General features: G+C 63.6%; 26 protein-coding genes and 1 tRNA gene. 15 read left to right on the top strand and 12 right to left on the bottom strand.

Annotated features, from left to right (window positions below; all coding sequences use genetic code 11):
• Nucleotides 1-251: hypothetical protein (locus tag OXH60_13335; GenBank protein MDE0713101.1), on the top strand; the 251-nt coding region annotated here is incomplete at its 5' end.
• Between the two features lies 1 nt (nt 252).
• Here the strand turns inward: OXH60_13335 and OXH60_13330 are convergent.
• The 6 genes from OXH60_13330 to OXH60_13305 are packed head-to-tail and all read right to left on the bottom strand — an operon-like array spanning nt 253 to nt 6044.
• Nucleotides 253-1110, bottom strand: coding sequence for a hypothetical protein (locus OXH60_13330; GenBank protein MDE0713100.1), 858 nt, complete (start codon nt 1108-1110; stop codon nt 253-255).
• Nucleotides 1095-2090 carry a VWA domain-containing protein gene (locus OXH60_13325; protein MDE0713099.1) on the bottom strand — a complete coding sequence of 332 codons (996 nt, stop codon included), beginning with the start codon at nt 2088-2090 and terminating at the stop codon, nt 1095-1097. The genes OXH60_13330 and OXH60_13325 overlap by 16 nt, the downstream gene beginning before the upstream one ends.
• A 10-nt stretch (nt 2091-2100) precedes the next feature.
• The gene (locus OXH60_13320; GenBank protein ID MDE0713098.1) at nt 2101-3132 is read right to left on the bottom strand and encodes a VWA domain-containing protein; all 1032 of its coding nucleotides are present in this window, start codon (nt 3130-3132) and stop codon (nt 2101-2103) included.
• Nucleotides 3129-4217: a hypothetical protein gene (locus tag OXH60_13315; protein MDE0713097.1), complete on the bottom strand. Its 1089-nt coding sequence runs from the start codon at nt 4215-4217 to the stop codon at nt 3129-3131. Before OXH60_13315 ends, OXH60_13320 begins: the two co-directional genes overlap by 4 nt.
• Complete coding sequence (locus OXH60_13310) at nt 4214-5125, bottom strand: DUF58 domain-containing protein (GenBank protein MDE0713096.1); 912 nt, start codon at nt 5123-5125, stop codon at nt 4214-4216. Before OXH60_13310 ends, OXH60_13315 begins: the two co-directional genes overlap by 4 nt.
• Before the next feature lie 4 nt (nt 5126-5129).
• The gene (locus OXH60_13305) at nt 5130-6044 is read right to left on the bottom strand and encodes a MoxR family ATPase (protein ID MDE0713095.1); all 915 of its coding nucleotides are present in this window, start codon (nt 6042-6044) and stop codon (nt 5130-5132) included.
• A 191-nt stretch (nt 6045-6235) separates the two neighbouring features.
• Between OXH60_13305 and OXH60_13300 the strand changes: the two genes are divergently transcribed.
• From OXH60_13300 to OXH60_13285, 4 genes are all read left to right on the top strand, one after another.
• Nucleotides 6236-6310 (top strand) — tRNA-Thr (locus OXH60_13300).
• A 39-nt stretch (nt 6311-6349) separates the two neighbouring features.
• Nucleotides 6350-6943, top strand: a complete 594-nt coding sequence (locus OXH60_13295; protein ID MDE0713094.1) for a tetratricopeptide repeat protein — start codon at nt 6350-6352, stop codon at nt 6941-6943.
• Entirely contained in the window at nt 6940-7296 is a 357-nt protein-coding gene (locus tag OXH60_13290; protein ID MDE0713093.1) for a hypothetical protein, read from the top strand. Before OXH60_13295 ends, OXH60_13290 begins: the two co-directional genes overlap by 4 nt.
• Nucleotides 7297-7321: 25 nt before the next feature.
• Nucleotides 7322-7552 (top strand): hypothetical protein, encoded by a 231-nt coding sequence (locus OXH60_13285; protein MDE0713092.1) that lies wholly within the window; start codon nt 7322-7324, stop codon nt 7550-7552.
• Between the two features lie 536 nt (nt 7553-8088).
• On the opposite strand, the gene OXH60_13280 is transcribed toward OXH60_13285, so the two are convergent.
• Nucleotides 8089-8847 (bottom strand): molybdopterin-binding protein, encoded by a 759-nt coding sequence (locus tag OXH60_13280; GenBank protein ID MDE0713091.1) that lies wholly within the window; start codon nt 8845-8847, stop codon nt 8089-8091.
• Nucleotides 8848-8954: 107 nt separating this feature from the next.
• Here OXH60_13280 and sfsA point away from each other — a divergent pair, with 107 nt between their 5' ends.
• Nucleotides 8955-9674 carry a DNA/RNA nuclease SfsA gene (sfsA, locus tag OXH60_13275; protein ID MDE0713090.1) on the top strand — a complete coding sequence of 240 codons (720 nt, stop codon included), beginning with the start codon at nt 8955-8957 and terminating at the stop codon, nt 9672-9674.
• The gene (gene map, locus OXH60_13270) at nt 9671-10462 is read left to right on the top strand and encodes a type I methionyl aminopeptidase (protein ID MDE0713089.1); all 792 of its coding nucleotides are present in this window, start codon (nt 9671-9673) and stop codon (nt 10460-10462) included. The genes sfsA and map overlap by 4 nt, the downstream gene beginning before the upstream one ends.
• Before the next feature lie 450 nt (nt 10463-10912).
• Here map and OXH60_13265 read toward each other — a convergent pair whose 3' ends face one another.
• From OXH60_13265 to OXH60_13255, 3 genes are all read right to left on the bottom strand, one after another.
• Entirely contained in the window at nt 10913-12313 is a 1401-nt protein-coding gene (locus OXH60_13265) for a Do family serine endopeptidase (protein ID MDE0713088.1), read from the bottom strand.
• Between the two features lie 189 nt (nt 12314-12502).
• On the bottom strand, nt 12503-13567 hold the full coding sequence (locus OXH60_13260) for a 2Fe-2S iron-sulfur cluster binding domain-containing protein (protein MDE0713087.1): 1065 nt from the start codon (nt 13565-13567) through the stop codon (nt 12503-12505).
• A gap of 3 nt (nt 13568-13570) precedes the next feature.
• Nucleotides 13571-14122, bottom strand: a complete 552-nt coding sequence (locus OXH60_13255; protein MDE0713086.1) for a thioredoxin family protein — start codon at nt 14120-14122, stop codon at nt 13571-13573.
• Between the two features lie 109 nt (nt 14123-14231).
• Here OXH60_13255 and OXH60_13250 point away from each other — a divergent pair, with 109 nt between their 5' ends.
• The 8 genes from OXH60_13250 to OXH60_13215 all read left to right on the top strand — a co-directional run bounded on the left by OXH60_13250 (nt 14232) and on the right by OXH60_13215 (nt 22788).
• Nucleotides 14232-14897, top strand: a complete 666-nt coding sequence (locus tag OXH60_13250) for an SDR family NAD(P)-dependent oxidoreductase (protein ID MDE0713085.1) — start codon at nt 14232-14234, stop codon at nt 14895-14897.
• 135 nt (nt 14898-15032) lie between these two features.
• Nucleotides 15033-15764, top strand: coding sequence for an ABC transporter ATP-binding protein (locus tag OXH60_13245; protein ID MDE0713084.1), 732 nt, complete (start codon nt 15033-15035; stop codon nt 15762-15764).
• A complete protein-coding gene (locus tag OXH60_13240) occupies nt 15761-16498 on the top strand; it encodes an ABC transporter permease subunit (GenBank protein ID MDE0713083.1) in 738 nt (245 codons plus the stop codon). Before OXH60_13245 ends, OXH60_13240 begins: the two co-directional genes overlap by 4 nt.
• A 3-nt stretch (nt 16499-16501) precedes the next feature.
• Nucleotides 16502-18406, top strand: a complete 1905-nt coding sequence (locus OXH60_13235; protein ID MDE0713082.1) for a Gldg family protein — start codon at nt 16502-16504, stop codon at nt 18404-18406.
• Nucleotides 18403-19518 carry a DUF4340 domain-containing protein gene (locus OXH60_13230; protein ID MDE0713081.1) on the top strand — a complete coding sequence of 372 codons (1116 nt, stop codon included), beginning with the start codon at nt 18403-18405 and terminating at the stop codon, nt 19516-19518. The genes OXH60_13235 and OXH60_13230 overlap by 4 nt, the downstream gene beginning before the upstream one ends.
• A 350-nt stretch (nt 19519-19868) precedes the next feature.
• Complete coding sequence (locus OXH60_13225) at nt 19869-20897, top strand: phytanoyl-CoA dioxygenase family protein (GenBank protein ID MDE0713080.1); 1029 nt, start codon at nt 19869-19871, stop codon at nt 20895-20897.
• Between the two features lie 59 nt (nt 20898-20956).
• Nucleotides 20957-21673 (top strand): fumarylacetoacetate hydrolase family protein, encoded by a 717-nt coding sequence (locus tag OXH60_13220; protein MDE0713079.1) that lies wholly within the window; start codon nt 20957-20959, stop codon nt 21671-21673.
• A 155-nt stretch (nt 21674-21828) separates the two neighbouring features.
• Nucleotides 21829-22788 carry a ribonucleotide-diphosphate reductase subunit beta gene (locus tag OXH60_13215; GenBank protein ID MDE0713078.1) on the top strand — a complete coding sequence of 320 codons (960 nt, stop codon included), beginning with the start codon at nt 21829-21831 and terminating at the stop codon, nt 22786-22788.
• 14 nt (nt 22789-22802) lie between these two features.
• Here the strand turns inward: OXH60_13215 and OXH60_13210 are convergent, their stop codons facing one another.
• A complete protein-coding gene (locus tag OXH60_13210; protein MDE0713077.1) occupies nt 22803-24023 on the bottom strand; it encodes an aminotransferase class V-fold PLP-dependent enzyme in 1221 nt (406 codons plus the stop codon).
• A gap of 9 nt (nt 24024-24032) precedes the next feature.
• The gene (locus tag OXH60_13205; protein ID MDE0713076.1) at nt 24033-26342 is read right to left on the bottom strand and encodes a xanthine dehydrogenase family protein molybdopterin-binding subunit; all 2310 of its coding nucleotides are present in this window, start codon (nt 26340-26342) and stop codon (nt 24033-24035) included.
• Nucleotides 26343-26421: the final 79 nt, after the last annotated feature.

The raw sequence follows: 26421 nt of genomic DNA, 5'->3' as shown, positions 1-26421 counted from the left end.
GGCTCGCCGAGACCGACACGCCGGGCGACCTCCCCTGTGCCTTGATCACCCTCGACGACGTGGAGGACATCATGGCGCCTTGGATCGGCATCGTTGGCGAGCAGGACGACCTTGTCGAGGTCCAGTTCCTGGTCGAGCGTTACCAGCGGCTCCGACCACCGGAGGTGCCACGGCGCGGCGGGCGCGCGACGCGGGTCGAATTCGTGGGCTGGACCAAGCGCGAGTCGCTGGAGGCGGTGACTACCTTCTAGGTCACCACGTCGGAACATCGCCACCGGCTCGCATTCGGGCCTCCCGGTCGGAGGCCCGCTCGGACTGCTTGCCAGGCGCTCCCTGCACCATCTCGATGAGTTCCGCCGCTTCCTGAGCGGTCATCTCGCGGGCAGTCGCGCTCGTGAGGTCGATTTTCTGCGCCTCGTTGGCTCCCGTCGCCTGACCGGCTTCCCGACCACCTTCTCCTGGGTCCCCTCCCTGCCGGGCCCGTGACTGGCCTTCGTTCGGTTGCGGCCGTCCAGCCTTGACGTCCCCGGGATCCCACCCTTCCGGTGTTTCGACCCCCTCGTCGGTGCGGGCCTCCCCTTCAGCCATGCCCTCGCTGCCCGCAGTTACCAGCAGGCGCCGGGCCAGCTCATCCTGGAGGCGCAGCCCGAGCTCGAGGTTGTACGCAGCGTCTTCCAGCGTCGGGTCGATGGTAAGCGCATCCCGATACTGCTCGATGGCCTCCCGCAGGTAGGCATCGGCGTTCAAGAAGCTCATCACCGCGTTTACCGTCTGGCGGTAGCGGACAGAGCCGAGGTTATAATGCACCAGGGCTCGCAACTCCGACGGCGCTGTTTCCAGAGCCAGGGTGAAGTACCGATCGGCTGCGGCATTGTCGTGCGCCGCATACGCTGCTACGCCCCGGGCGAACAGCGTTTCAGGAGTCTCCCCTCCCTCCGCCTCGGCGGCTTCAAACCGAGCCAGTGCCTCGGCAAAGTCGCCAGCCGCATAGGCCCGGATACCCATGTCCATTTCCTGGCGGGCCAGATCCTCCTCCGCGCAACCTCCGAGCGCCAGCAAGCCCGTCACCGCGCCGCACCGGATCCAGCCCCGAATCATCGCACCCGCCATCCCAACGCACCGCCCATGAGCAAGACCAGTGCCGGCACCGCCAACCAGTGATACAGCGGCCGACGTCTTTGCTCGCGACCTTCGGCCGCGAACGCGCGCCTGGGAGCGCCATCGATCGCGGTGAACACGTCGCCAACGCAGCCGGCCTGGTGGAGCGCGCAGAACGAACCGCCGCTGAATGCGGCGAGATCCCGCATGCTCGCATGGTCGGCCCGGCTCCGGACAGGTTCATCCTGGTACAGCAGCGGCGCGTCGATCCCGTCCGCACCCGGGACGAGCACCGGTGTCGGCAGGTGCGGGATACCGAGCGCCAGCACGTGGACCGCCACGCCGGTCCCGCGAAGATTCCGACCCGCCGCCCGCAAGGCCGTTCCGTGATCTTCGCCGTCCGAGACCAACACTACGTCGGTAAATCCCTCATTGCCGGTCTCGATGCTGCCCAACGCAGCCGCCAGTCCGGCATCCACGCGAGTACCCCGGCGGGAGATGTCATGCGGGCCCACGGCGTCGAAGCGGGACCGGAACGCCTCGTAGTCGAGCGCCGGCGGTAGCAAGAGCGTGGCACGGCCGGCAAACGCAAGCAGCGAAAGCCGGTGACCGCCGTCGCCGGCGAGCAATTCCACCAGCCGATCGACAGCGTCCCGCGCAGCTTCAGCACGGGAACCCACATCATGGTCCCGCGCATACATGCTGAGTGATACGTCCAGCACCACCAGGACGTCGCGTCCCTCGCGGGAGGCGACCCCTTCCTCGAAGCCCCCGATCGGCCTGGCGAGAGCGATCCCCATCAGCGCAACGGCGGCAGCCACCGACCACGTGGCACGTCGTCGGGCGACGGCCATGGCCGACAACTGGCCCGAACCGGGATGGAATATGGAAACCGCACGCGCGCGGGCCCGCGCGGCGTGCCCATGCAGCAACAGCAACCCGGTCGCGGCCAGCGGAGCAATCCACAGCAGGGACACGTACTCGAACTCCATGTCCCGTTCCCTAGGGCGCTATGCGCAACACGGTCGCGTCTAAGCCCGCCCGCGCCAGCACCAGCATCAAGGCCAGGCCCAGGAACCACGGATAGACGTCGACGCGCCGCTGGTAGTGACGGGCGACGTTTCGACCCTTTTCCAACTGGTCGATCTCTTCATAGACCGCTCGGAGACCCTCGGCGTCGGTCGCCCGGAAGTAGCGTCCGCCCGTCGCCTCGGCCACCCTAGTGAGCGTGAACTCGTCGATGAACACCTGCACCATCCGAATGTCAGAACTCCCGGGACGCGCGGGCATCGCGACCCGCCCTCGACTTCCCGCACCGATCGCGTAGATGCGGACCCCCAGGGCGCGCGCCGCCTCGGCGGCCACCAGCGGCTCCACGGTCCCAGCGTTGTGGCTGCCATCGGTCAGCAAGATGAGGACGGGACTTGCATGCTCTCCCCCGGTCAAGGAATCGAGACCAGCCAAGATCGCGTCGCCAATCGCCGTACCGTCCTCTTCCGGCAACTCCACCGGGCGAAGCGATGCGCTCAGCTGCAACAACGCCTCATGGTCAAGCGTCAGCGGTGTCAGAGTGTCCGCGTAGCGACCGAACGTCACCAGCGAAACCAGATCGGAGCCCCGACCCGGCAGGTTATCGCCAACGCCGGCAATGAAATCCCGAAACGTGTCCTTGACAACCTCCAACCGGTTTCGATCCGCCTCGCGCTCACCGCCAAGATCCACTGCCGACATGCTGCTGGACACGTCGACGACCATCGCGATCGCTATGCCCTCGGTTTCCCGTTCCGTCACCTCGAAACCGGCCTGCGGACGTGCCAAAGCCATGACCAGCGCGATACACGCGATGACAGAGATTGCCGGCAGGAGGCGGGCAGCCTGCACCCGTAAGCCCGATGCCGCCCCGTCAAAATCATCCAGGGATGCCACGCCCACTTTGCCTCCGGGCAGCCTTCGAACGGGTCGCTGCCGTGCGCGCAATCCCACAAGCGCCAGCAACACCAGCAGCACCAGCCACCAGGGTTCGGCGAAGCTCATGCCATTTTCTCCGAGCTTGCGCTCACGAACGCCTCGGCAGCGCCCAGCGCCGTCTCCATGTCCTCTCTTGTCGCCGCTCGGCCGGCAAACTTCGCGATGTCGCAAATGGCGAGCGTTTCTTCGGCGCGGCGCACCAGGACGCCGGTCGGCACTCCCGCGTTCTGCGTCGTCTCCGGTAGCTGCGAAACCGTCTCTTCCGTGGTGCGACGCGGAGCCGGCAGTCCAAGGCGCTGCTCGATATAGCTGCGCAGAACGGCCGCCAGTTCAAACGGGGCCGTCGCGGCAGGACGCCCTTCCCCCGTCAAGGCTTCGCGCAAGCGGGCCAGCGCAGCGCGAGCAACGTCGCCGGCCGGAACCGGCAGGGTCGCGGGCACCGGTTCCGGTGTGGGGACATCGGGTCGGCGGCGACGGAGCCAGAGCCCCGCAACCCCAACCACCGCGGCAAGTCCTGCGGCTGCTCCCGCCCATTGCCACAGGGGCAGCTCCGCCTGCGGGGGCAGTGGCACAGGCGGCGCCAGGGCTCGGGGGGCCATCGTGTTCGCGTCGGGCGGGACGTGTTCGTACACCACCACGACCAGCGGCGGTGACGTCATCTGGAAGCGGTCACCCTGCATCATGCGGTTGAAGCGCGCACTGAGATCTTCCTTGCATTCTTCGAACGGGCTTCCTGCCCCTGGAATTGTCACGACTTCACCGTCCGGACCGCGTTCACAATCGCCAGGGCGCTGCAAGCGGACCAGCTGCGCGTACGCCGTCATCCCTTCGATTTCGTAGCTTCCGGGCCTGTTGGGCGCCTGCAGGCGATAGGTAGCGTGGGAGCGCCGGCGTTCGGCCACGGGGACCGCCTTGGCCTGGTACCCCTCGATGATCCTGAACGGTCCGATCGCATGGAAATAGCGGGGGACGTGCACGCCGATTTCCCACGGCATGTCCATGAAGATGGACAACGTGAACTCCTGACCGGGACGCACCGACTCGGGCTCTGCGGCCACTGTGATCTGAATGTCCTCAAGCACGTCATCCGCGGACGCGGCCGGCGCGGCCATCCCCAGCAAGGCAAAGGCCAGAGCCGCAAACCGCTTCATGCCGATGCCGCCGCCCGACCGGCGTCCACCCCGGCGCGCCGCATGAAGTATTGAATCAGTGCTTGGACTGGGTCCGCGCCACCCGCGATCTCAAGCGGCTTGAGTCCGAGGGTCGTGAAGACCCGCCAGCGTTCCTCAAGTCGGCGGAGCCCGGCTGCTTCATATTGGGTCCGGACCCGGGGATCACTGAAGTCGACAAGGCGTTCTTTCCCCGTCTCCAGATCGCGGATGGCCACCAAGCCCGCCGCGGGCAGCGTGTCATCGAGCGGGTCCCTGAAGACGATGGGAATGACATCGTGCCGCAACGCGAGCGCGCGCAGCGGACGCTCATAGTCCGGAGCCAAGAAGTCCGACAGGATGAAGAGAAGCGAGCGCCGCTTGGCCACGATCCCCAATCGAATGAGTGCTCCCCGAAGGTCGGTGCCTCGACCTTCCGGACGGGCGCGGCGCAGCCGCTCCTCGAGAAAGACCGCGTGCCCCTTGCCCTTTTTTGGACGGGTCCACGAATCCACGCGGTCGCTGAAGAGGAGTAAACCCGCACGGTCATTGTTCCCGATCGTCGCGTACATGATCGACGCGGCGGCCATCCGGGCCATCGCATCCTTGTTCAGCGCCCCGCTGCCGGTTCGGAGCGATGCGCTGAGGTCAACCGCCACAATGACGGTCAGTTCTCGCTCCTCGATGTACTGACGCACGAACGGTCTGCCAGCGCGAGCCGTGACCTTCCAGTCAATCGTCCGGACATCGTCGCCAGGGGTGTACTCGCGCAATTCCTCGAACTCGGAACCGCGGCCCTTGAAAACACTCAGGAATTCGCCTGTTACCGCTCCGTCGATGGGACGCTTCGGGCGAATCCGGAGGCGTAACGCCCCACGCCGCGAGGCAGCGGGCCGGCTGTCCGTATCCATTGGGTCAGGGAACAGGTTGGTGTTCGAGGATCCTCGTGATCAGGTCGTCAGTAGTGACGCTGTCAGCCTCGGCTTCGTATGATGTGAGAATCCGATGCCGCAGCACGTCGGGCGCGATCGCCTTGACATCGTGTGGAGTAACGTAGTTGCGCCCTTGCAGGTAGGCCCGGGCTCGCGATGCAATCGCGAGGTAGATCGTGGCGCGTGGGCTCGCGCCCAACGTGACGTACGGGGTGAGGTCGGCGTCCACCTGTTCGATGTGACGAGTCGCGCGCACCAGATCAACCATGTATTCCTTCACGGAATCCTCGATTCGCACCCGATCGACCGCTTGGCGCGCTTGCACAATCTCTTCGATGGAAACCACGGGATCAGGCATCGATCCTTCGGCAGTGAACGCCACCATGTCCATGATGGCGATCTCCTGCTCCCGATCCGGGTACTCGGTCCGGAGCATGAAGATAAACCGGTCCATCTGCGCCTCGGGCAACGGATAGGTGCCGTCCTGTTCGATCGGGTTCTGTGTCGCCAGCACCATGAACGGTGCCGGCAGCGGCTCGCTCTGGTCACCGATGGTGACCTGCCGCTCCTGCATCGCCTCCAGGAGCGCGCTCTGAACCTTGGCGGGCGCCCGATTGATTTCATCCGCAAGCACGATATTGGCGAATATGGGCCCCCGCCGAATACGAAACTCGCCCTGTTTCGGCTCGTAGATCATGGTGCCCACGAGGTCGGCGGGAAGCAGATCGGGCGTGAACTGAATCCGGCGAAAGCTCGCCGAGATGGCAGCGGCAAGCGTGGTCACGGCCCGCGTCTTGGCCAGCCCCGGCGCACCTTCGATGAGGACGTGGCCGTTGGAGAGCAACGCAATCACAATCCGTTCCAGCATCTCTTGCTGACCAACGATGGTGGTTGCCATCGTCATCATCAGACGAGATGCAAACCCGTCCTCAGCCGGCGGAGATACCGCGGCAATATTCTGCTGCATCAAGCGAGAGCCTTTGCGGAAATCGGAGACGAGCCCGTAGACTAGCACACCATAGGGCCGACCGACGCGGGCCAGATTCCCGAAATCCGGATCCTATACTTGGGCCTCAGATGGGTACCTGAGCCGGCGTAGCTCAACGGTAGAGCACCCGCCTTGTAAGCGGAAGGTTGCGGGTTCAAGTCCTGCCGCCGGCACCAGTACGGCGCGTCGGCCGGTGCCGATATGGAGCAAGATGCATGATCGATCGGAGCATCGCCCGAGTTCTGTGTATCGTGTTCGTCGCGGTGATCGGCGCACCTGCGGCCGCAGATTGGGCAGAGGTACGGCGCGCCTTCGAAGCCGGGGACGCCGTAGCGCTGATGGCGGCCTTGCGGCCGCTTGCCGAAAGTGGCGACGCAGACGCGCAATTCAACATGGGCATCCTGCACGACACCGGCCAAGGTGTTCCACAGGACTATCGGGAAGCGGCCCGCTGGTACGCCGCGGCCAGCGATCAGAGCCATTCCACGGCGCAGTACAACCTCGGCCTGCTGTATTTCGAGGGGAAAGGCGTTGAACGCGATCAGGCCAAGGCCCTCGACCTGTACCGCCGTGCGGCCCGCAACGGCGATGCGGACGCATTCAGCAGCATCGGCTACATGTTCCTCAATGGCATTAGCGTCGAGAAGGACCGCCTCGAAGGGTTAGCGTATTTTTTGCTTGCCGCCGAGCGAGGAAGCGGCGACGGCGCGCGGAATCGAGATCTCGTGCTGGGCAGTTTCGACACCAATGACTTTGCTTTTGCCCGTAGTCGCAGCCGCGATCTGGCGGTAGAGTTCTCGCAACCATGATGCTGGCGGGTTGGATCGCGGCTGTTCAGCTCGTACTCCTACCGGCTGTGGTGGAAGTCGCCTCGCCTGACGCGTGGCCCGACTGCCGGACCGAGATCCAGGAGCTTCTGGCGACCAACACGCTGGCGTTTTGGGCTGCCGAGGAGGATGGCGTGCTTCAGTATGTCATGCGCATTGATGCCGAGCGCTGGGACGACATGGGCGCCGAGGGTCAGGATGGACTTGAGGCCCTTCTGTCGTGTTCGATCAGCGCTGGTGAAGAACCCGTCCCTTACGCACTGTCCGTGCGGTCCGCGTACTCGAACCGTGAGTTGGCACGCTACCGCAACGGCGAACGACTGCCACCTGACTGACGACATTCCTCAGGGAGTACAACAGATGTCCCAAACCTCCGACGACCGCCCCTTGCTGGATCGGCTGCGTGACCTCCATGAACGGATGGAGCACGACGCGGAATTGGAGGGAGCCTACCTCAAGGACCAAGACGCATTTCATCGCGCCCACGGTTTCGATCCCAAGGAAGTGGAGGCGGCGCTGGCAGAGCTTGGCCGCCAGCGGATCGCCGGCTACAAGGGGGTTCTGGAAGCGCACGGCAAGAAGCTCGGGTAACCAGGCATTCGTTCCGTACCCGCCGCCCGCCCCGCCGTTGGCCATCGTTCGCAGGGGGCACCGCCGCCGGGGCATTGGGCTGTCTTCGCAGGACCCATGATCGCGGGTCCTGCCAGCGCATGAACACTGACTAGGGGGCTGCATCGGGCCCGCCCTGTTCCAGTCTCCGGGGACATCCGTCGCCGGAGCGGGGCGGGGTGCGGACGGAGGGACTCGAACCCTCACTCTCCTCCGGAGAAACGGATTTTCGTACCACTTCGGCTTTCGCCGCCGCGCTGAAGGCGCGTTCGTGGTCTGGACTATCCCTTCGCCGTCGCCGATGTGTCGGCCCCAGGCGCCGCCCGTCTAGTCTCTACACCTTCCCGCCCGAAAGCAGGCTTGGCTCGGGATCAGCATCGGCCATGCCGGTAAGCTTTCCCCGAATTTGAGCGGTTCTACGCTGCCGGTTTCCCGGCAGGCACTCAACTTCCTGCAAGTCCGTCGCGTCTGCCAATTCCGCCACGCCCGCAGGCCCCAAGCGACATCATAACGATCCCTCACGGTTCCTCCCGGAAGGGTGCTCCCAGTCGGGTGAGAAACCGACGCACCGCATCAGCACACTGGCCGAGCCGTTCGGTATCGGTGGCACGCAACACGAGGCTGGTCCCGATATCAGGAGGGCGATAAAACGGATATGAGCCTATATCGACGTCGGGATATTCCGCGGCGACGGCTGCCAGGTCGTCTGCGATCAACCCTTCTGGCCGATTCACCACGAGCGTACGCGAGCGAAGCGGCGGACCGCGCACCAATTGCGGCTCCAGGACCGCGAGCATGGCCTTCATGATGGCCGGCACCCCGGCCAACACGAACACGTTCGCCAGCCGGAATCCGGGTGCCGCGGAAACCGGATTGTCGATCAGCGTTGCCCCCACTGGAATGTCCGCCATCCGGAGCCTGGCTTCGTTCAGTTCGAGCTCGGTACCCTTGTAATGCGCCCGGAGACGGCGGTGGGCCTCGGCGTTCCGCTCCACCTCGACCCCCATCGCTGCAGCCACGCATTCGGTCGTAATATCGTCGTGCGTGGGTCCGATGCCGCCGGTCGTGATCAGGTAGTCCCAGGCCGATGACAATTCCTGGACAGCAGTGACAATCCGGTCGCGGACATCCGGAACCACCCGCACTTCCGACAGCCGCACTCCCAGGTCAGACATCCGATTCGCGACGTGCGCAACATTCTTGTCCTGGGTACGGCCGGAGAGAATCTCGTTGCCGATCACGAGCATTGCGGCAGTGGGGGCTTGTTGGGACGGCATGGCTGGCTCCGGACGGTCGCCGGCATGCTAGCCGTTTGCCATCGGACGCGCGCCGTTCGTCTAGTCTCCGCTGACGCCGCCTCCTGGTACCGGACGGAACCCTTCCCGTGCAGTTTCCCGTAACGCTCGTCCGAGCCTGTCTCCAGCGCCGCTACAAGCGGTTCCTCAGTGACCACAAACTGGAAGACGGCAGGCTTGTCACGGCGCATTGCGCGAATCCCGGCTCGATGCTGGGCCTGACCTATGCCGGCGTCGAGACCTGGCTCGCGCCGAACGACGACCCTAAACGGAAGTTGCGCTACGGCTGGGAGATGCTTCGACTCGGATCGACCCTGGTCGGTGTCAACACGAGCCGCCCGAATACCTTGGCCGAGGAAGCCATCCGCGCAAACCAATTGGCGCCGCTGGCAGGTTACGCGTCGGTTCGACGGGAAGTGCGTTACGGAACCCGCTCCAGGATCGATCTGCTGCTGGAGAGTCCGCGCCGCCGGGCATGCTACGTGGAAGTCAAGAACGTACACATGTCTCGGGAGCCAGGCATCGCCGAATTTCCCGATTCGGTGACGGACCGCGGCCGCAAGCATCTCGTCGAGCTCGCCCGGCGGGTCGACAGCGGCGACCGTGCTGTCATGCTCTATTTGGTACAGCGTGAAGATTGTACGGCCTTCCGTCTCGCCGGTGACATTGACCCGGCTTACGTGGAGGCATTCCACGCAGCGCGCGCGGCCGGAATCGAGGTGCTAGCGTATGGGTGTCGACTGACGGTGGAAGAAATTAGGGTCGCAGGTTCTCTGGCCGTGACGGACCCCGTGGGAAACGCCCCATGAATGATTTGCATCGACACGTCCGAATTCACGATGCCGAGGCGTTTGCCGCAATGCGAAGGGCCGGCAGGCTCGCTGCAGAGGTGCTCGACTTCATCACGCCGAAGGTCAGGGCGGGGGTAACCACCGAAGAGCTGGACCAGTTGTGCCACAACTTCATCGTGAACCGCGGGGCAGTCCCGGCGCCGCTGAACTACAAGGGTTTTCCCAAGTCCGTGTGCACGTCCGTCAATCATGTCGTCTGCCACGGCATTCCGGACGGCACCCGTCTCAAGGACGGGGACATCCTGAATCTGGACGTCACCGTGATTCTCGACGGTTGGCACGGAGACACCAGCCGGATGTTCTGGGTCGGAAAGCCGTCTCTGCAGGGACGAATCCTGACCGACACGACATTTGATGCCATGTGGGCAGGGATTCGGGCAGTGCGTCCAGGAGCCACTCTCGGCGACATAGGGCACGCGATTCAGAACTGTGCGGAAGTCAAGCGATACTCCGTGGTCCGTATGTTCTGTGGCCACGGGATTGGCAGGGTGTTCCATGATGCCCCGTCCGTCCTCCATTACGGCACGCCGAATACCGGTTTGACGTTGCGGGAGGGCATGTTCTTCACCATCGAACCCATGATCAACGCAGGGAGACCGGACGTACGGATTCTCGATGACCAGTGGACGGCGGTAACGCGAGATCGGTCCCTGTCGGCACAATTCGAGCACACGCTTGGCGTGACCAGCGAAGGATTCGAGGTATTTACCCTGTCGCCGGCCGGTCTGGACCGGCCGGCCCTTTGACCGCACGAGTGTCCCTGCCGGAATGGGCCAGCCCTCCTGGCTCCGGTCGCCGGCAAGCGCGATCAGCTCTCTTCACCAAATTCCCCGCGGTCGACGTCGCGGGCAAGGCCGCATCTGTTGCCAAGCTTCGGAGCCAGGTACGTGGCCTCTCTTCCTTGAGCTGGAATCCGTATTGGTGTTCAGGGGCTGATCACGCCAAACCATCGCATCGCCCCGTCCAAGACACGTGCGAGGACTACGGCCCTCCTGGCGGACGCGACCCGGCGCGACAGAAGGACCCAGCGCGGTCACGTCAGATCTGCAGGCAGAGAAATACGGCCCCGGTCACCTGATGACCGGGGCCGCTACAAGCAGGCGGGCGACGGGAGGAACTGCCCGCGTGCAACCTAGGGGCGGGCGGTGATCGTGACGGGCTGGATGCCGATCACCGCCCGCGTGCGGCACGCCTGGTTAGGCGTACCGCAAACGCAGTGCCACGAAACGGACCTCGATTCCGCGTGTCACTTCAAGCACAACGAACCGCTGCTTGGCCTCCCACGCCTCCGCCAACCGGCTGGTCGCGTCGTGTGCGTCCAACACTGGGATGCCGTCCACTTTCAGAATGCGGTCTCCGGGAAGCAGGCTCTTGGCAGCCGCAGGACTGCTGGGTCGAACCCGTTCAATGAGGGCGCCGTCGCCGTCGTCTTGCCCCAGCTGCAGACCCAGGTCCGGGCCGTCCGGTGCTGCAGGAAGCGTCGCCAGATCGGCTCCGGGCCGGCGGCCCAAGCGAACCAAGACCGTGTCTTCGCTCCCATTTCGCCAGATCGTAAGGGCGACCTCTTCGCCAGGTGCTGTGCGGGCGATCTGCCGAGCCAGGTCTCTGGCCCCTCGAACAGGCGAGTCATCGATCGCGATAACAACGCCGCCAGGCCGTAGTCCTGCCGTTGCAGCAGGGCTTCCTTCTGACACGTCGGTAACCACCGCGCCGCGCGACTCGTCGAGTCCGAGAGCGGCGGCGAGATCCTTGTCGACCGGCTGGATCTGAACGCCCAGCCAGCCTCTGTCCACCTTCCCGTCATCCATGAGGTCGGCGACGATCAGGCGGACGGTATTGGACGGCACTGCAAATCCGATGCCAACGCTGCCGCCGCTAGGCGAGTAAATTGCGGTGTTGACGCCGACCACCTGCCCGGTCAGGTCGAACGTTGGACCTCCAGAATTCCCCCGGTTAATGGGTGCATCGATCTGCAGGAAGTCGTCGTACTGCCCGGCACCGATATCCCGGCCGCGCGCCGAGACGATGCCGGTCGTCACCGTGCCTCGAAAACCGTAGGGACTACCAATTGCGAACACCCAGTCGCCGACCCGCACGGCGTCAGAATCAGCGAATGTCACGTACGGAACCGCGTGCTCAACGTCCACCTTCAAGAGGGCAATGTCGCTCTGTCGATCCTGTCCTATTACCGTTGCTTCCAGCACGTCCCCGTCAGTGGTGTGAATCCGAATGTCGCGACCCTGGCCAATCAGGTGGGCATTGGTGACGAGGTGGCCATCGGCATCAATGAAGAATCCCGATCCGCCGTGCTTTCGAAATTGGTCGTCAGGGATCGCGGGAACCCCAGGAGGCCCAGGCAGGTGCTGGCCGAACTCTCTCTTGAAGAACGAATCGGAATCGAATGGGCTTTTTCGTGGCAGGGTCCTGGGCTCATCTCTGGCAACTGGCAGCGCAACCGGTTCCACCTCGATTGCCACAACGGCCGGCTGAACGACCTCAACCACCGGCGCCAGGCTCGGAACGGCAGCCATTGCTGGCAACGCAACCGCAAACGCCGCCACCGCCGCGGTTACTGACAGAAAAACGTTTCTTGACATGCAGGTTCCTTATCGGAGAAACGGAGGCTCCGATCGAACCCGGGAGCCTCGGGATTCCAACTTAAGGACCCTGCATTTAGGGAATATTTCCCGAAGGTTGTCGCGACGTTTCCGGAATGTAAATTTCAGTTAACGTTGGCCGGGCAGGACATCGGCCAGATATCGTCTAGCTCAAGCAATGAACTCAACCTATTGCGGTGTGCCGGGGTCGGCCGGAAGGAACGAGTCGACGGCGATTCGATCCGGTGCAGCGCCCAAAGCCTGGACGCAGGCTTCGCAGGCATCGACGAACCCCGGGGTGCCAGCGATCAGGACGGTATGGTGCGCGAGCTGGCCGTGCACTCGATGGAGCATGTCCGGGATGCGGCCAGTGCCAAACCGCGTACCGGGCGGCGGTTGTTCGCGGGTCAGCGTGACTTTCCACGCGAAGTTCTCGTGCCGTCTCGCGATTCGGCTGAAGGCGTCCATGGCCAAGATCTCGTCCCGGTCGCGCACGGACAGCACCAGCGTGACCGGGGCACTGAAGCCGGCGGAGAGGGCTTCCTCAACGACCGCCAGCACCGGTGCAATTCCTGTTCCGCCGGCAAGACCCAGGATGGGCCCTGGCACGCGCTCCGGTAGCCCGAACGTACCGAACGGGCCGGTCAGGGAGCTCACCATGCCCGGACGCAAGGTCTCGTGCAGCCAGGCGCTCGCCGCCCCCGGGGCCTGACGGGCTACCAGGAACCGAAGCAGCCCATCCACGGGCTTTCCGCCCGGACCCGGCGCATCAAGCATGGAATACGTGCGCGGCGGTTCGATGCCGGGCACGGCGATCTCCACGTGCATGCCGGCCTTGAACACGAAACCGGCAGTCTTCGGCAGGGCAAAGACCAGCTCACGGACCCGCGGCGTGACTGGGCGGCTCGCGACCGTTTCACAAAGAAACGTCTGAGGCCGTGCGTCGGCTGCCTTGGGCTGCGGAGGCAACGGAGCGTGCACCCGGACGACGACGTCTGATGCCGTCGGGCGGGCCTGGCAAAGCAACCAGACACCGTTTTCACGCTCCCGTTGGGTTAGGGCATATTGAACCGAACTCTCCGCCTCGAGCGTGCCGGACACCACCGTTGCCCGGCAGGTCCCGCAAATCCCCCCTCTGCAGTTGTGCGGCAAACGAATTCCCGCGTCCAGCGCGGAATCGAGGACCGGCCGGTCCGAAGCCGCGTCGAAGGCTAGATCTGTTCCCTCGACCTGAATCCGCGTATCCGTTCGCATTCGTCAGGAGGTTTTCCACTTGATCGAGCATCCCATGCTCGCATGCTGCTCCTGCGGTCCTCCCAGTCCCGCGGCGATGGCTTTCATGGCTTCGAAGAGGTCTCGCCTGGTCCCGTCGCGCTTCTCCGCGCGGGCATCGTCCAACCGACCGCGATACTGCAACCCCCCACTGTCATCAAAACCGAAGAATTCCGGAGTGCAGACAGCACCGTACGCGCGCGCAACCTTTTGCGTGCGGTCGATCAGATAGGGAAATGGAAACTGATGATCTGCCGCAAACGTCTTCATGCGGGGAAAGTCGTCAGCCGGATACGCCTCGGTATCGTTGGGCATGATGGCGACGATGCCAACGCCGTGATCCTTGAGTTCGGCGGCATCCCGGACGATCTTCCGCGCCGCCGCGACGACATACGGACAATGGTTGCAAATGAACATCACCAACGTCGCCCGGGGGCCGGTCACGTCGGCAAGCGTCCAATTTCGGCCATCGATGCCCGGCAGATCGAAATCGGGAGCATTCCAGCCGAAGTCGCAGATGGGGGTTTGGGCGGCCATGAGCTTCTCCTGCTGGCGGCTGCTTGCATTTCGGACAAGACGGTAGACATTGGGCGGGTCGCGGGACGAGGCCCGCGCCACCAGAATACCCCGGTTCCGGAGCCAGCCAATGCCGATCGGTGTCGATTTCGAGGGTCGCCTAGTCGTTGTCACGGGCGCGGCAGGAAACCTCGGACGAGCAGTCGTGGCGATGCTCAAGACGCTCAATGCGGACGTTCAGGCACCGAAGGACCCGGCTGACGGCGGCCCCGACCTGGCCCGGGAGTCGGCCGTGCACCTCTGGTACCGGCGGCATCCGACGATGTGGGCATCCATCAATCTTGCCGGCGGATTCGCGATGGCCGACATCGGCGACACCAACGAGGACATGCTCCAGCATATGTGGCGGATGAACGCCCGCTCCTGCTTCCTTTGCTGCCGGGAAGCCATTCGCATCTTCCGCCTCCACGGGAGTGGAGGGAGAATCGTGAACGTGTCCGCGCGCGCTGCCCTCGAGCCCAGGAATGCGGGCGGTATGGTTGCCTATGCCCTCAGCAAGAGCGCTGTCGCCACGATGACTGAAGCGATTGGGGAGGAAGTGGCCGGGGAAAACATCTTCGTCAATGCGATTGCCCCCTCGATTCTGGACACCGAAGAGAACCGGCGTGCCCAACCTGATGCCGACTACTCGAGTTGGGTTACCCTCGAAGCTGCTGCCCAAGCCATCACCTTCTTGGCATCCCCACAGAATCAAGCTATCCGTAGCGCGAATATTCCGCTATATGCGACGGGCTGATCGGCTCCGTTAGTTCGATACGCGGCAGGGCGCTGCACGTGCGACTTGGCCAACGCCTTGCGCATGCGTCCTTCCGCACTATGTTCCATCCGGCAGTCCGCGACCCCGCACCTTCCTCGGACCTCTCCCAAAGCCATGCCTGCATTGCTCGAAATCGACCGGCTGACCCGACGCTTCGGCCCGTTCACTGCCGTCGACGACATTTCATTTACGGTTGAACAAGGCGAAGTCCTGGGCTTTCTGGGCCCAAACGGGGCCGGAAAGACCACCACCATGCGGATGGTGGCGGGTTATCTGCCGCCGAGCGCCGGCACCGCGCGTATCGCGGGGTTCGATGTGCAGGACCATCCACGCGAAATCAAACGCCAGCTCGGCTACCTTCCGGAAGGCGCCCCGCTGTACGGCGAGATGACGGTGGACGCCATCCTCCACTTCGTCGCGTCGGCGCGAGGGATGGACACCGCCACCCGTCAGCAGCGCACGGAATACGTCATTGAGCGGCTGCGTCTTGAAACGGTTCTCTATCAGCAGGTCGAGACGCTGTCGAAGGGCTTCAAGCGCCGAGTAGGTCTGGCACTTGCCATTCTGCACGACCCCGGTGTGCTGGTCCTGGATGAACCCACCGATGGCCTGGACCCCAACCAGAAACACGAAGTCCGAGAACTCATCAAAACGATGGCGGATACCAAGGCGATCGTGATTTCAACCCACATTCTCGAAGAGGTCGACGCCGTATGTACTCGTGCAATGATCATCGCTAGAGGACGCAAGTTGGTGGACGGCACGCCGTCCAACCTGCTGGCGGATGCCGGCGGCGCAGGAACGCTCGACGACGTGTTCCGGAAGCTCACCGGGAGGACGGAATGACAACTCCGGTCCTGGCGGTCCTGCGACGCGAACTCGTGAGCTACTTCGTCACGCCTGTCGCCTACGTTTTCATTGCCATCTTTCTGTTGCTGGCCTCACTGTTGACGTTTCACATGGGAAACTTCTTCGATCGAGGTCAGGCCGACTTGTACGCATTCTTCCAGTGGCACCCTTGGCTGTACCTGTTTCTCGTCTCCGCCATCGCGATGCGCCTCTGGTCCGAAGAGCGCAAGACCGGGACGCTGGAAATCCTGATGACCCTGCCGATATCGGCGGCACAAGCCGTCGTCGGAAAGTTCCTCGCCGCGTGGATCTTTACCGGCATCGCGCTGAGCCTCACGTTTCCCCTGTGGATCACCGTGAGCTACCTCGGTGACCCGGACCACGGGGTCATCATTGGCAGTTACGTCGGCAGCTTCCTGATGGCGGGGGGATACCTCGCTATCGGTTCCTGTGTATCCGCGCTCACCCGAAATCAGGTCATCGCGTTCGTGGTCTCGGTGAGCGTGTGCTTCCTGTTCACCGTCAGCGGCCTGCCGATCGTCCTGAATTTCTTCTCGGCCTGGACGCCGCAGACGCTGCTCGACACCATTGCCTCGTTCAGTTTTCTCACGCACTTCAATGATTTGAGCCGGGGAGTCATTGACCTTCGGGACCTGGTGTTCTTCGGATCCCTGATCATCGGCGCGCTCTTGCTGAACACTGTCATCGTTGACGCGAAGCGCGGTAGCTGACCGATGCTCCAGAAACAACGCACCCTCGCCACCGGCGCCTGGCTGGCCCTGACGATTGCAGCATTCGTTGCGGTAAATGTCCTGTCCGGGGCGCTCTTCCGGAATGCCCGCGTCGACCTCACGGCTGAAGGGCTATACACCCTCTCCGACAGCACCCAGCATGTGCTGGACAATCTTGCCGAGCCGATTTCCCTTCGCCTCTTCTTTTCCGAACAGCTGAGCCGGGATATCCCGCAAGTCCGGGATTACGAGCGGCGCGTACGGGAACTGCTCGAACAATACGTTGCGTCCTCCGACGGTCTGATCGAGCTTGAGCGGATCGACCCGGTACCCTTCTCCGACCAGGAAGACCTGGCGGTGGTCTACGACTTGCAGGGAGTCCCCGTCAGTTCGGCCGGCGAACGCCTGTACTTCGGACTGGTGGCCACCAACAGCACCGACGACACGGAACGGATTCCGTTTTTCGAGCGTGAACGGGAAGCATTTCTCGAATACGACCTGACGCGGATCGTTTACGATTTGGCGAACCCTCGCCGTGTGAAGGTGGGCCTGGTGACCTCGCTTCCGGTGGCTGGCGGGCTTCCGACGGAAGAAAGCGCCCCGACCGACTACGTACCCCCGTGGGCCATCCACGGACAGTTGCTGCAGTTGTTCGATGTCGAAAACCTCGGACCCGAGCCAACCGAGATCAGCGACGACATCGACATCCTGATGGTGGTGCACCCGAAGACTCCGAAACCGGACGTGCTCTATCTGATCGACCAATTCGTCATGAGTGGGCGCGGGGCAATCTTCTTCGTCGATCCATTTTCCGAGATCGAGTTCTCATACATCGATCCGCAGCAGCGCCGCATTTACATCCCCTACTCCAATTTGTCGGAGCTTTTCCAGCCCTGGGGTTTCGAACTGGCACCCGGCGAAGTTGTGGGCGACCGTTTGGCAGCCCGGAAGGTGAGCATCGGCGGCGGACAGGTCGTGGATTACATTCTCTGGCTCGCGCTCTTGGACCCATCGTTCAGCAACGACGACGTGATCACCGCCAATCTGGAGCGGCTGTTTATGCATTCGTCCGGATGGCTGCGACCCACCGAAGAAAATCCGGCGCCCGGATTCGCATCCCTTGTCCGCGCTACGCCCCAGTCGATGTCGGTTGAGCGTTTCCGAATCCAAGTCCGGCCCGACCCCACCCAGTTGCTGGCGGATTTCGTGGCGGACACGGAAACACGGGTGCTGGCGGCCAGGGTCACCGGGACGCTCCCGTCGGCATTTCCAGACGGCCCGCCGGGCGCCGATAATGCCGGAGAGGACACGGAGTCCGTACCGGCGGATCACCGGGCATCGACCGAGGCGGGTCACCTAGTTGTCGTGGCTGACAGCGACGTCCTCGCTGACAACGTGTGGGTGGCAACGCGGGAGTTCTTCGGCCGGACGAGCGCTGTGCCGACCGCCGACAATGGCTCGTTCGTCATCAATGCGCTGGAGTCGCTCGCCGGCGGTGGCGAACTCATCGGCCTCCGAAGCCGTGGCTCGTCCGTGCGCCCGTTCACGGTGGTCCAGGATCTTGAGCGCGAGGCAGAGACTCGCTATCGCGAAACCGAGCGCGCACTGCAGGGCCAGTTGCAGGAAACCGAGAACAAGCTCCGTGAGCTGCAGGGCACCGTCGCCCAGGAGGCGGAAGAGGGCGCACCGATCCTGACCGCCGAACAGCGCGAGACAATTGCTGAGTTCCGCGAGCAGATCGTCACGATCCGCAAACGCCTGCGGGACGTGCAGTACGACCTCAGGAGTGACATCGATGCGCTGTCCGCACGCCTGGAGGCGCTGAATAGCTACGTGATGCCGGTACTGGTCGTGATTGCAGCCCTGATCGTGCCCCTGGTCCGACGCCGCCGGAGGCAGTCCCGGTGAGGCGCCTCGTCGTCTTTGCTGCGGGCACGGTCGTGGTGGTGGCCGTCGCCGTCGCCGCCACGATCTGGCGTGACACAAGTCTGCAGAGCACCAATGAACCGCAGCGGGTGTTTCCGTCTCTGATGGACGAGATCAACGCGGTTCAGGAGGTGCGCGTGGAAAGCGAACACGGGACCTTCCGAATTATCCGCGGCGAGACGGGCGACTGGATCATGCCAGAGCTCGCCGACTACCCGGTGGAAACCGACAAGGTCAAGCAGGTCCTCGTCTCCATGTCGGTGCTGGAAACGCTTGAGCCCCGGACATCGGACCCAGCGCGGCACGGTGCGCTTGGCCTGAACGATCCCACGGCATCCGAGGGCGGTGCAGTATCGATTTCGCTCGTCGACGAGGCGGAAACCCCCCTTGCGTCGCTGCTCGTCGGCCGCGACGCGAGCGGTAACCAGAGGGCTCGCTATGTGCGCCGCGCCGGCGAGGATCAGGCGTGGCTGGTGTGGCGAAATTTCGATCTCCCCGGCCAGCCCATGGGTTGGCTGGACTCGTCAATTCTTGACCTGCCCCGCTGGCGCGTACAGCGCTTCATCACGGAACATGCAGACGGCGAACAGGTCCTGATTGAACGGGCGCTGTTCTCGGATCAGTACTTCGGCCTCCAGAATATTCCTGAGGGTTACGAGCCGGAAAATCCGTACGTCGGCAACCAGCACGGAACGGCGCTCGAGCGGGTCAAGGCAGTGGCGATTGAAAAACGATCGGACCTCGCGCTACCCAACGAAGGCCCGGCCACAACGGTGGAGACGTTTGACGGGCTTCGACTGGTTGTCAGAACGGCAGAACTGGACGAAATCGATTGGCTCTGGGTCGACGCCGAGTACGCACCGTCGGTTCGCAAGGAGTTGCCGGAAGATGGACCCAACGTTGTTGGGCTTCCGGAGATGCCGTCGTTGGAAGACGTCGAACTGGAAGTCGACGAACTCAACGCCCAGTTGTCGAATTGGGCGTTTGCCGTGCCGCCTTCCAAGCGCAAGCAGTTCTCGCGACGCATGGCTGACCTGATCAAGGAGCAGGTTTCCGAAGAAGCCACGGAAGAGCCGCCAGCGCCCGCTAACTGACCGGCTAACCGGCAGTGCCGCCCGTGTTTCTTCAGGCCTGCCCTGGCACGTCCTATGTCTGCTTGCCGCGGGGCTCTCGCCGGGTTCATGGCCATGGCGGGCCCCTTCAATCCCCGAAGGGCAGGCGTCCGTCGCCGATAATGATCGGTAAAGAGCCGGGCGTGACACCGTCCCGCGCCCGCCGTATGGCACGGACTGGTACACGGCAAATGCCAGATGTGGCCGGAGATTTTCGTCTCGGCGATCCACGGTCCGAAGGGGCCATTCCAGCGACTTGACCCGATTTTGGTACATCGGTCCAAAGCGTTACGATGACCTTTTTTGCGACCTGCAACCGGTAAAGGTTCGGCATGGAAACTTGTGCACCGTGGCAACCCGGCGATCCCTCCGCATCTCCGACAACGGACATTGATCAGGCCCGGAGTGACCTTCGGGAATTCGGCTACTGCATCGTCGAGGACGTCCTCGGCGGCAGCGAACTGGCCGCCCTTCGAACACGTCTCGTCGAGCAGGCAGAGGCGGAAATCGAGATAGGGGTCGCGTTCGAGGATCAGGGGCCTGGACAGGATTGGTCCAATCGTCACCGGCATTCCCGCGAGAACGTGTTCACGGCGGCCAATGGCGGCATCAATCAGCGTCTCTGGATGCTGGTCAACAAGGGCGCCGTGTTCCGCAACCTGGTCACCGACCAGCGGCTCTCCCCTCTCGTGGAATCCCTGCTCGGACCGGAATTTGTCCTGTCCAGCCTTACCGCCAACATCGCCAAACCCGGCGGTCGTGCCATGGGATTGCATACGGACCAATGGTGGTTGCCGCGTCCCCTGCCCCGGCATGACGAGCCGCACGTGCCCGGAGCCATGCAGCGGGGCGAGTTCCACGGAGCCGATGACGGGGACATGACGCGCCCGATCAACCCCCCCTGCGCCGCCAACGTGGTGTACTGCCTGAATGACTTTACGGAAGCGAACGGCGCCACACGGCTCGTTCCGACCAGCCACCTGACGGGCCTGCAGCCGCCCCCCGGCATCCCCTGCCCGGTGCCCACGCTGCCCGCCGAAGCTGGCGCCGGTTCAGCCATCGTGTGGGACGGAAGAATCTGGCACGGAACCGGCGCGAACCAGTCGGGTGAGCACCGCCTTGCAGTGCTGGCCACCTTCTGCGGTCCGCAGTTTCGACCGCAGGAGAACTACACGCTTGGGGTGGATCCGGACCTTCTCGTAGATGCCCCCAGAGAGCTCTTGGATCGGCTGGGATTTCGCATCTGGAACGCGTACGGGCGGGTCGGACACCCATACGTGCAGAATGCGAACCCGGAAGCCCAGCTTGTCGGAGAGCTTGCCCCCAAGAGGCTGCAGTTGAAGCGGGTTGCTGCCAGGTGAGGGCCCCGCCGGAGTCCTTGGTATCGGCGCTCGCCGAGTCACGGCGGGCTGGTCGTTTGATGGCGAAGTTCCCGACGACCGTTCCGCTTGAACCCGATTCCGCGTACGACTTGCAGGTCCAACTGAACGCTGCCGTCGGAGGCACCGTGATCGGCTGGAAGATCGGATGCACGAACTCTTGGGCCCAGCAGTTGACGGGTACCGACGAGCCGTTCTACGGCCGCATGCATGAAGAGACGACGTTCGACAGTCCTGCGGACCTTGCCGGCCTCGCATTCGCATCGCCGATTGTCGAACCAGAGATTGCCTTCCGGTTCCATCGAGACCTCACCCCGGCCGAGGCACCGTTCACGCTTCGCCAGGTTCTGGATGCAACCGCTGCACTGGCCCCCGCCATCGAGGTGGTGGACTGCCGGTTCGAAGGCGGCTGGTCGCCCACCCTTGCGGAGACGATCGTCGACAACGGCGTGCACGCGTGCTTTGTCGCAGGGATTTGGCGTTCGGACTGGGCCGACATCGATCGGTTGGGACTCACGGTGGCAGTCACGGTGAACGGGGAGCCCGTCACCGACGGAGTCGGAGCCAACGCACTGGACGATCCCGCGAACGCGCTGCTCTGGCTGGCCAACCGCGTTACCGGCAGGGGAGACACGCTTCATGCCGGAGACATCGTCACGACCGGAAACATCGCCAACGCGGCCGTCCACGCGAAGCCGGGTGACCATGCGGTCTGCGATTTCGGCCCGCTTGGGCGGGTCGAAGCCACGTTCCGCTAGGGCGATGCTGACCCCGGAGCGAACGGGATGAGCCGGTTTCACAATTCCCATGCGACACTGTATCTTGTGCCGCATGGGTCGTGGGAAACATCATCTGGTGGCGAGCGATCTCTCCTGCTCGCTGCACGGGCCTTCGGCAAGGCTGGGTAGCTGCAGTGTCTTTGCTCAAGGCTAACCCTGTTTACAAGCCGTTCCACTACCCGTGGGCCTATGAAGCGTGGCTGCAGCAACAGCGGATTCACTGGTTGCCGGAAGAGGTGCCTCTCGCTGAAGACGTCAAGGACTGGAGCGAAAAGCTCACCGATGAGGAGCGGAATCTGCTGACTCAAATTTTCCGCTTCTTCGTACAGTCGGATGTCGAGGTCAACAACTGCTACATGCGGCATTACGCGCGCGTGTTCGAGCCGACCGAAGTTCAAATGATGTTGGCGGCGTTCTCCAACATGGAGACCGTGCATATCGCCGCGTACTCACATCTCCTCGACACGATCGGCATGCCGGAAGTCGAGTACGAGGCCTTTCTCAACATCAAGGAGATGCGCGACAAGTACGATTACATGCAGAGCTACAGCACCGATACCCGCGAGGACATCGCCCGGACTCTGGCCATGTTCGGGGCCTTCACCGAGGGCATCCAGCTCTTTGCAAGCTTCGCCGTATTGCTGAACTTCCCGAGATTCAACAAGATGAAAGGGATGGGCCAGATCGTCACGTGGTCAGCCCGCGATGAAACCCTGCACACGAACTCGATTGTCCGCCTCTACCGAACCTTTCTGCAGGAAAATCCCGACATCGACACCGACGAGCTCGCCAATGACCTGCGCGAGGCCTGTCAGACGGTGGTCTGCCACGAGGACGCGTTTATCGACAGAGCCTTCGAATTGGGCGGCGTGGAGGGTCTGACCGGCGCAGAGGTAAAAGCCTACATCCGGTACATCGCCAACCGTCGACTCAACCGGCTCGGGCAGCCGCCTCTCTTCGCCGCCGACACGAATCCGCTTCCCTGGATGGACGAGATGCTCAATGCGCTTGAGCACACCAACTTCTTTGAAAACCGGTCCACGGAATATTCGCGGGCTGCCACGCGGGGAACGTGGGACGAGGCTTTCGCCTAACGCGAAGGCGTCGGTCAGCCGACGGCGCGTAGCGGTGCTTCCCGGGCATGATTCGCCCGGAGGCTTGCCAGGGCCGCTCCAACACCACCTGCCTCATGCGGAACTCCGGCTTCCCCCAGAGCAAGTTCGGTTGCCCCCAACGAACCAAGAATCATCGCTTCGCTCAGGGCGCCCAAGTGGCCGATCCGAAATCCGTTCGTGGCCCAGCGCCCGATGGCCGCAGCCAGTGCAACCCCGTACTGCTCTCGGCACAGGGTCCGGAATGCATCCGGGTCGTTGCCCTCTGGAAGCAGGATCGCCGTTACCGTGTCGCTGTGTTCGTCCGGAATGGTGCTGACAAGCTCTAGATTCCACGCAGCTACCGCCGCCCGCACGCTTTGAGCCAGGTGCCGGTGGCGAGCGAACACCTGCTCAGGCCCTTCTTCAAACAGCATCTCCAGGGCGGTCGCAAGCCCGTACCAGAGCGGAATCGCCGGGGTCGAAATGAAGCCCAGGGAGCCCTCTGGTCCGAGGTGCTCATTCCAGTCCCAGAAATAGCGCGGGCAGCCCCCTGATGTCCGGGCGGCTTCCAGTGCCCGGTCCGACAGTGCATTGAATGCAAGGCCCGGCGGTAACATGAGGCCTTTCTGACTCCCGCCGACACAGACATCCACGCGCCAAGCATCATGGTAGTAGGGACTTGAAGCAAAGGACGAGATGACATCCGCGATCAGAAGTGCCGAGTGCCCCGCGGCGTCCATCGCCGCCCGAACCGCCGGAAGGTCACTCCGTACTCCTGTCGACGTCTCGTTGTGAACGACGCAGACGGCCTTGATGCTCCCCGACGCATCGGAGCGCAGGCATTCCTCGACCCGATTCGCGTCGACCCCGGTACGCCAGTCACCTGGCAGATAGTCGACCTGGAGACCCAGCCGTTCCGCCATCTCCTTCCATCGTTGAGAGAAGAAACCGGTCTCCGCCATGATGATGTGGTCGCCCGGAGCCAGCGGATTCACCAAGGCCGCCTCCCAAGCTCCGTGGCCCGGAGCACTCATCAGCGCTACCGGCGACTTCGTACCAAGCAACTCCTTGAGCCGGGCGTAGGCCCGTTCAGCAATTGTCAGAAACTCAGGACTCCGATGGTCTGACTGGGGGGCCGCCATTGCGGACACAATCCGTCGGGGGATGTTCGTAGGCCCCGGCGTGTGCAGGAATTGCCAGCCGGGGCGCCCCGGCCGCTCAGTAGGATCAAACAAGGATATATCTCAGGCGGCTCGACGCGAGCCAGTATCGATGAGCGACCAGACACGCTCCGGCGTCGCCGGCATGTCGACGTGCTCGATGCCGTAACCATGAAGCGCATTGACCAGTGCGTTGATGATGGCCGGTGGAGCGCCGATGGCACCCGCTTCCCCAGCCCCTTTCATGCCCAACGCATTGGTGGTCGACGGAACCACATTGTAGGTGAAATCGATGTGAGGGGCGTCGTCCGCGCGCGGCATCGTGTAATCCATGAAGGACGCGCTCAGCAACTGACCAGATTCGGAATCGTACTGTGTTTGCTCAAGCAGTGCCTGGCCCAGGCCCTGCACGATCCCGCCGTGAACCTGGCCTTCCAGGAGTAGCGGGTTTATGACCGTGCCGAAGTCATCCACGACCGTGTAGCGCATGATCTGCAACGCCCCGGTTTCGGGGGCCACTTCCACCTCGCAGACGTGGGTGCCGTTCGGGAACGTCGCGGCCGGCGGAGTCCATCGGGCAGCCTCCGCCAACGGGTCGCCTGCATCGGCGGCGCGCCGGGAGGCCTCTCCGAGGGACACCTCGAGATCCGTGCCGGGTACCCTGAACCTGCCATTCTGGAACTCGATGTCCTCCATCGAAGCTTCCAGTTGGTCGGCAGCAAGACTCCGGCCACGCTCGATCACCTGCATCGCCGCATCGGAAAGGGCGGCACCGCCGACCGGAACCGATCGCGACCCACCGGTTCCTCCGCCATAGCCAATCGTCGCGGTGTCGCCCTGGACGATATCGATCTGGTCGAACGAGAGCCCCAGACGTTCCGACACGATCTGCCGATAGGCCGTTTCATGGCCCTGCCCGTTAGACTGGGTGCCGATCAGCACGCGCGCGCGGCCGTCGGTGCCAATCTCGATGGTCGCCTCTTCAGGCGCGCCGCTCGAGCATGCCTCGATGTAGCTGGCCATCCCGATTCCGCGAAGTCGGCCGCTGCGTTCCGACGCGGCACGGCGCTGTTCGAAGCCGGCCCAGTCTGAGCGCGCGATAGCGTCATCCATGTTCTTGACGAAATTCCCGGAGTCGTAGATCTCGCCCATGGGCGTGGTGTACGGCATCTGGTCAGATCGAATGAAATTGCGGCGACGAATCTCGTCGGGCGCAAGTCCCAGCTGGCGCGCGGCCTTGTCCACGATCCGCTCCACCACGAACGCCGCCTCGGGGCGCCCTGCTCCCCGGTAGGCATCCACCGGCGGCGTGTTCGTATACACGCCCAGCACATTCGCGTACACGGCGGGGGTCTGGTAGCAGCCTGTAAGCATCATGGTGCCAGCGAGTGTCGGCACGAAAATCCCGAAGTTGGAGCACTGCGCACCCAGGTTCGCGATCGTGTGCACCCGCAGCCCCAGGAAACGCGCGTCCGAATCCAACGCCAGCTCGGCGCGGGTGACATGGTCACGCCCGTGGGTGTCGGAGAGAAACGCTTCGGTACGCTCGGAAACCCAGCGGACGGGACGACCCAGCGCCCTCGCGGCAAACAGCACGTGGATGTACTCGGGATACAGAAAAATCTTCATCCCGAAGCCGCCGCCGACATCGCCGGTTCGCACCTGGACTGCGTCCGCCTCGACACCGAAGATGGACGCGAACTGCCCCTGGAGCAGATGGACTCCCTGCGAACCACAGGTAATCGAGAAACCGCTGCCTTCCTCGTAGCTGGCGACTGCCGCACGGCACTCCATCGGGTTCGGAACCAGCCGGTTGTTCACCAGGTCGAGGGAAACGACATGCCTGGCCTTCTCGAACGCGGCGTCCGTCTTCGCTTCGTCGCCGAGGGCCCAGTCGAAACAGAGATTGCCGGGGATGCCCTCGTGGATCTGGGGAGCGTCGTCAGCCGTGGCACCAGCCGTGTCCGTGACCGCCGGACGCTCCTCGTAGTCGACCTCCACCAGTTCCGCCGCGTCGCGCGCAAGATTTGCCGTTTCTGCCACCACAATGGCAACGGGCTCACCCACGTAGTAAACCCGCTCACCAGCCAACGCCGGTCGCGGCGGGACCAGATTATCCGATCCGTCGCGGTTCTTGCCGACGTACAGACAGGCCAGGTTTCCCACGCCTGCCTCCACCAAGTCCTTGGCGGTGAATACACCAAGCACACCCTCGGCCTGCGATGCAGCCTCAGTGCTGATGGAACGAATGTCGGCACAGGCCATCGGCGAGCGGACCACGTGCAGCCAGGCTTGCTCGGGAAGCGATAGATCGGCGGTGTAACGCCCCTTGCCGGTCAGGAATCGGGGATCCTCCGCCCGTTCCACGGGCTGACCGATACCGAACTGGGCCATGAAAGCTCCTTTCAAGGGGCGTCCATTTGCGCCCGTTCAGTGCTGCATGATAGGGGGCGGCAGGCTTTGGACAAGGTGT

Source organism: Rhodospirillales bacterium, assembly GCA_028824295.1.
Lineage (GTDB): Bacteria > Pseudomonadota > Alphaproteobacteria > TMED109 > TMED109 > VXPW01.
Note: the sequence above shows the minus strand (reverse complement) of the source record. Positions and strands in the feature narration are given on the sequence as shown.

Coding starts and splice junctions, on each gene's coding strand:
- OXH60_13330 (MDE0713100.1), bottom strand. CDS start 1,110: ATGGCGGGTGCGATGATTCGGGGCTGGATCCGGTGCGGCGCGGTGACG.
- OXH60_13325 (MDE0713099.1), bottom strand. CDS start 2,090: ATGGAGTTCGAGTACGTGTCCCTGCTGTGGATTGCTCCGCTGGCCGCG.
- OXH60_13320 (MDE0713098.1), bottom strand. CDS start 3,132: ATGAGCTTCGCCGAACCCTGGTGGCTGGTGCTGCTGGTGTTGCTGGCG.
- OXH60_13315 (MDE0713097.1), bottom strand. CDS start 4,217: ATGAAGCGGTTTGCGGCTCTGGCCTTTGCCTTGCTGGGGATGGCCGCG.
- OXH60_13310 (MDE0713096.1), bottom strand. CDS start 5,125: ATGGATACGGACAGCCGGCCCGCTGCCTCGCGGCGTGGGGCGTTACGC.
- OXH60_13305 (MDE0713095.1), bottom strand. CDS start 6,044: ATGGCAACCACCATCGTTGGTCAGCAAGAGATGCTGGAACGGATTGTG.
- OXH60_13295 (MDE0713094.1), top strand. CDS start 6,350: ATGATCGATCGGAGCATCGCCCGAGTTCTGTGTATCGTGTTCGTCGCG.
- OXH60_13290 (MDE0713093.1), top strand. CDS start 6,940: ATGATGCTGGCGGGTTGGATCGCGGCTGTTCAGCTCGTACTCCTACCG.
- OXH60_13285 (MDE0713092.1), top strand. CDS start 7,322: ATGTCCCAAACCTCCGACGACCGCCCCTTGCTGGATCGGCTGCGTGAC.
- OXH60_13280 (MDE0713091.1), bottom strand. CDS start 8,847: ATGCCGTCCCAACAAGCCCCCACTGCCGCAATGCTCGTGATCGGCAAC.
- map (MDE0713089.1), top strand. CDS start 9,671: ATGAATGATTTGCATCGACACGTCCGAATTCACGATGCCGAGGCGTTT.
- OXH60_13265 (MDE0713088.1), bottom strand. CDS start 12,313: ATGTCAAGAAACGTTTTTCTGTCAGTAACCGCGGCGGTGGCGGCGTTT.
- OXH60_13260 (MDE0713087.1), bottom strand. CDS start 13,567: ATGCGAACGGATACGCGGATTCAGGTCGAGGGAACAGATCTAGCCTTC.
- OXH60_13255 (MDE0713086.1), bottom strand. CDS start 14,122: ATGGCCGCCCAAACCCCCATCTGCGACTTCGGCTGGAATGCTCCCGAT.
- OXH60_13250 (MDE0713085.1), top strand. CDS start 14,232: ATGCCGATCGGTGTCGATTTCGAGGGTCGCCTAGTCGTTGTCACGGGC.
- OXH60_13245 (MDE0713084.1), top strand. CDS start 15,033: ATGCCTGCATTGCTCGAAATCGACCGGCTGACCCGACGCTTCGGCCCG.
- OXH60_13240 (MDE0713083.1), top strand. CDS start 15,761: ATGACAACTCCGGTCCTGGCGGTCCTGCGACGCGAACTCGTGAGCTAC.
- OXH60_13235 (MDE0713082.1), top strand. CDS start 16,502: ATGCTCCAGAAACAACGCACCCTCGCCACCGGCGCCTGGCTGGCCCTG.
- OXH60_13225 (MDE0713080.1), top strand. CDS start 19,869: ATGGAAACTTGTGCACCGTGGCAACCCGGCGATCCCTCCGCATCTCCG.
- OXH60_13220 (MDE0713079.1), top strand. CDS start 20,957: ATGGCGAAGTTCCCGACGACCGTTCCGCTTGAACCCGATTCCGCGTAC.
- OXH60_13205 (MDE0713076.1), bottom strand. CDS start 26,342: ATGGCCCAGTTCGGTATCGGTCAGCCCGTGGAACGGGCGGAGGATCCC.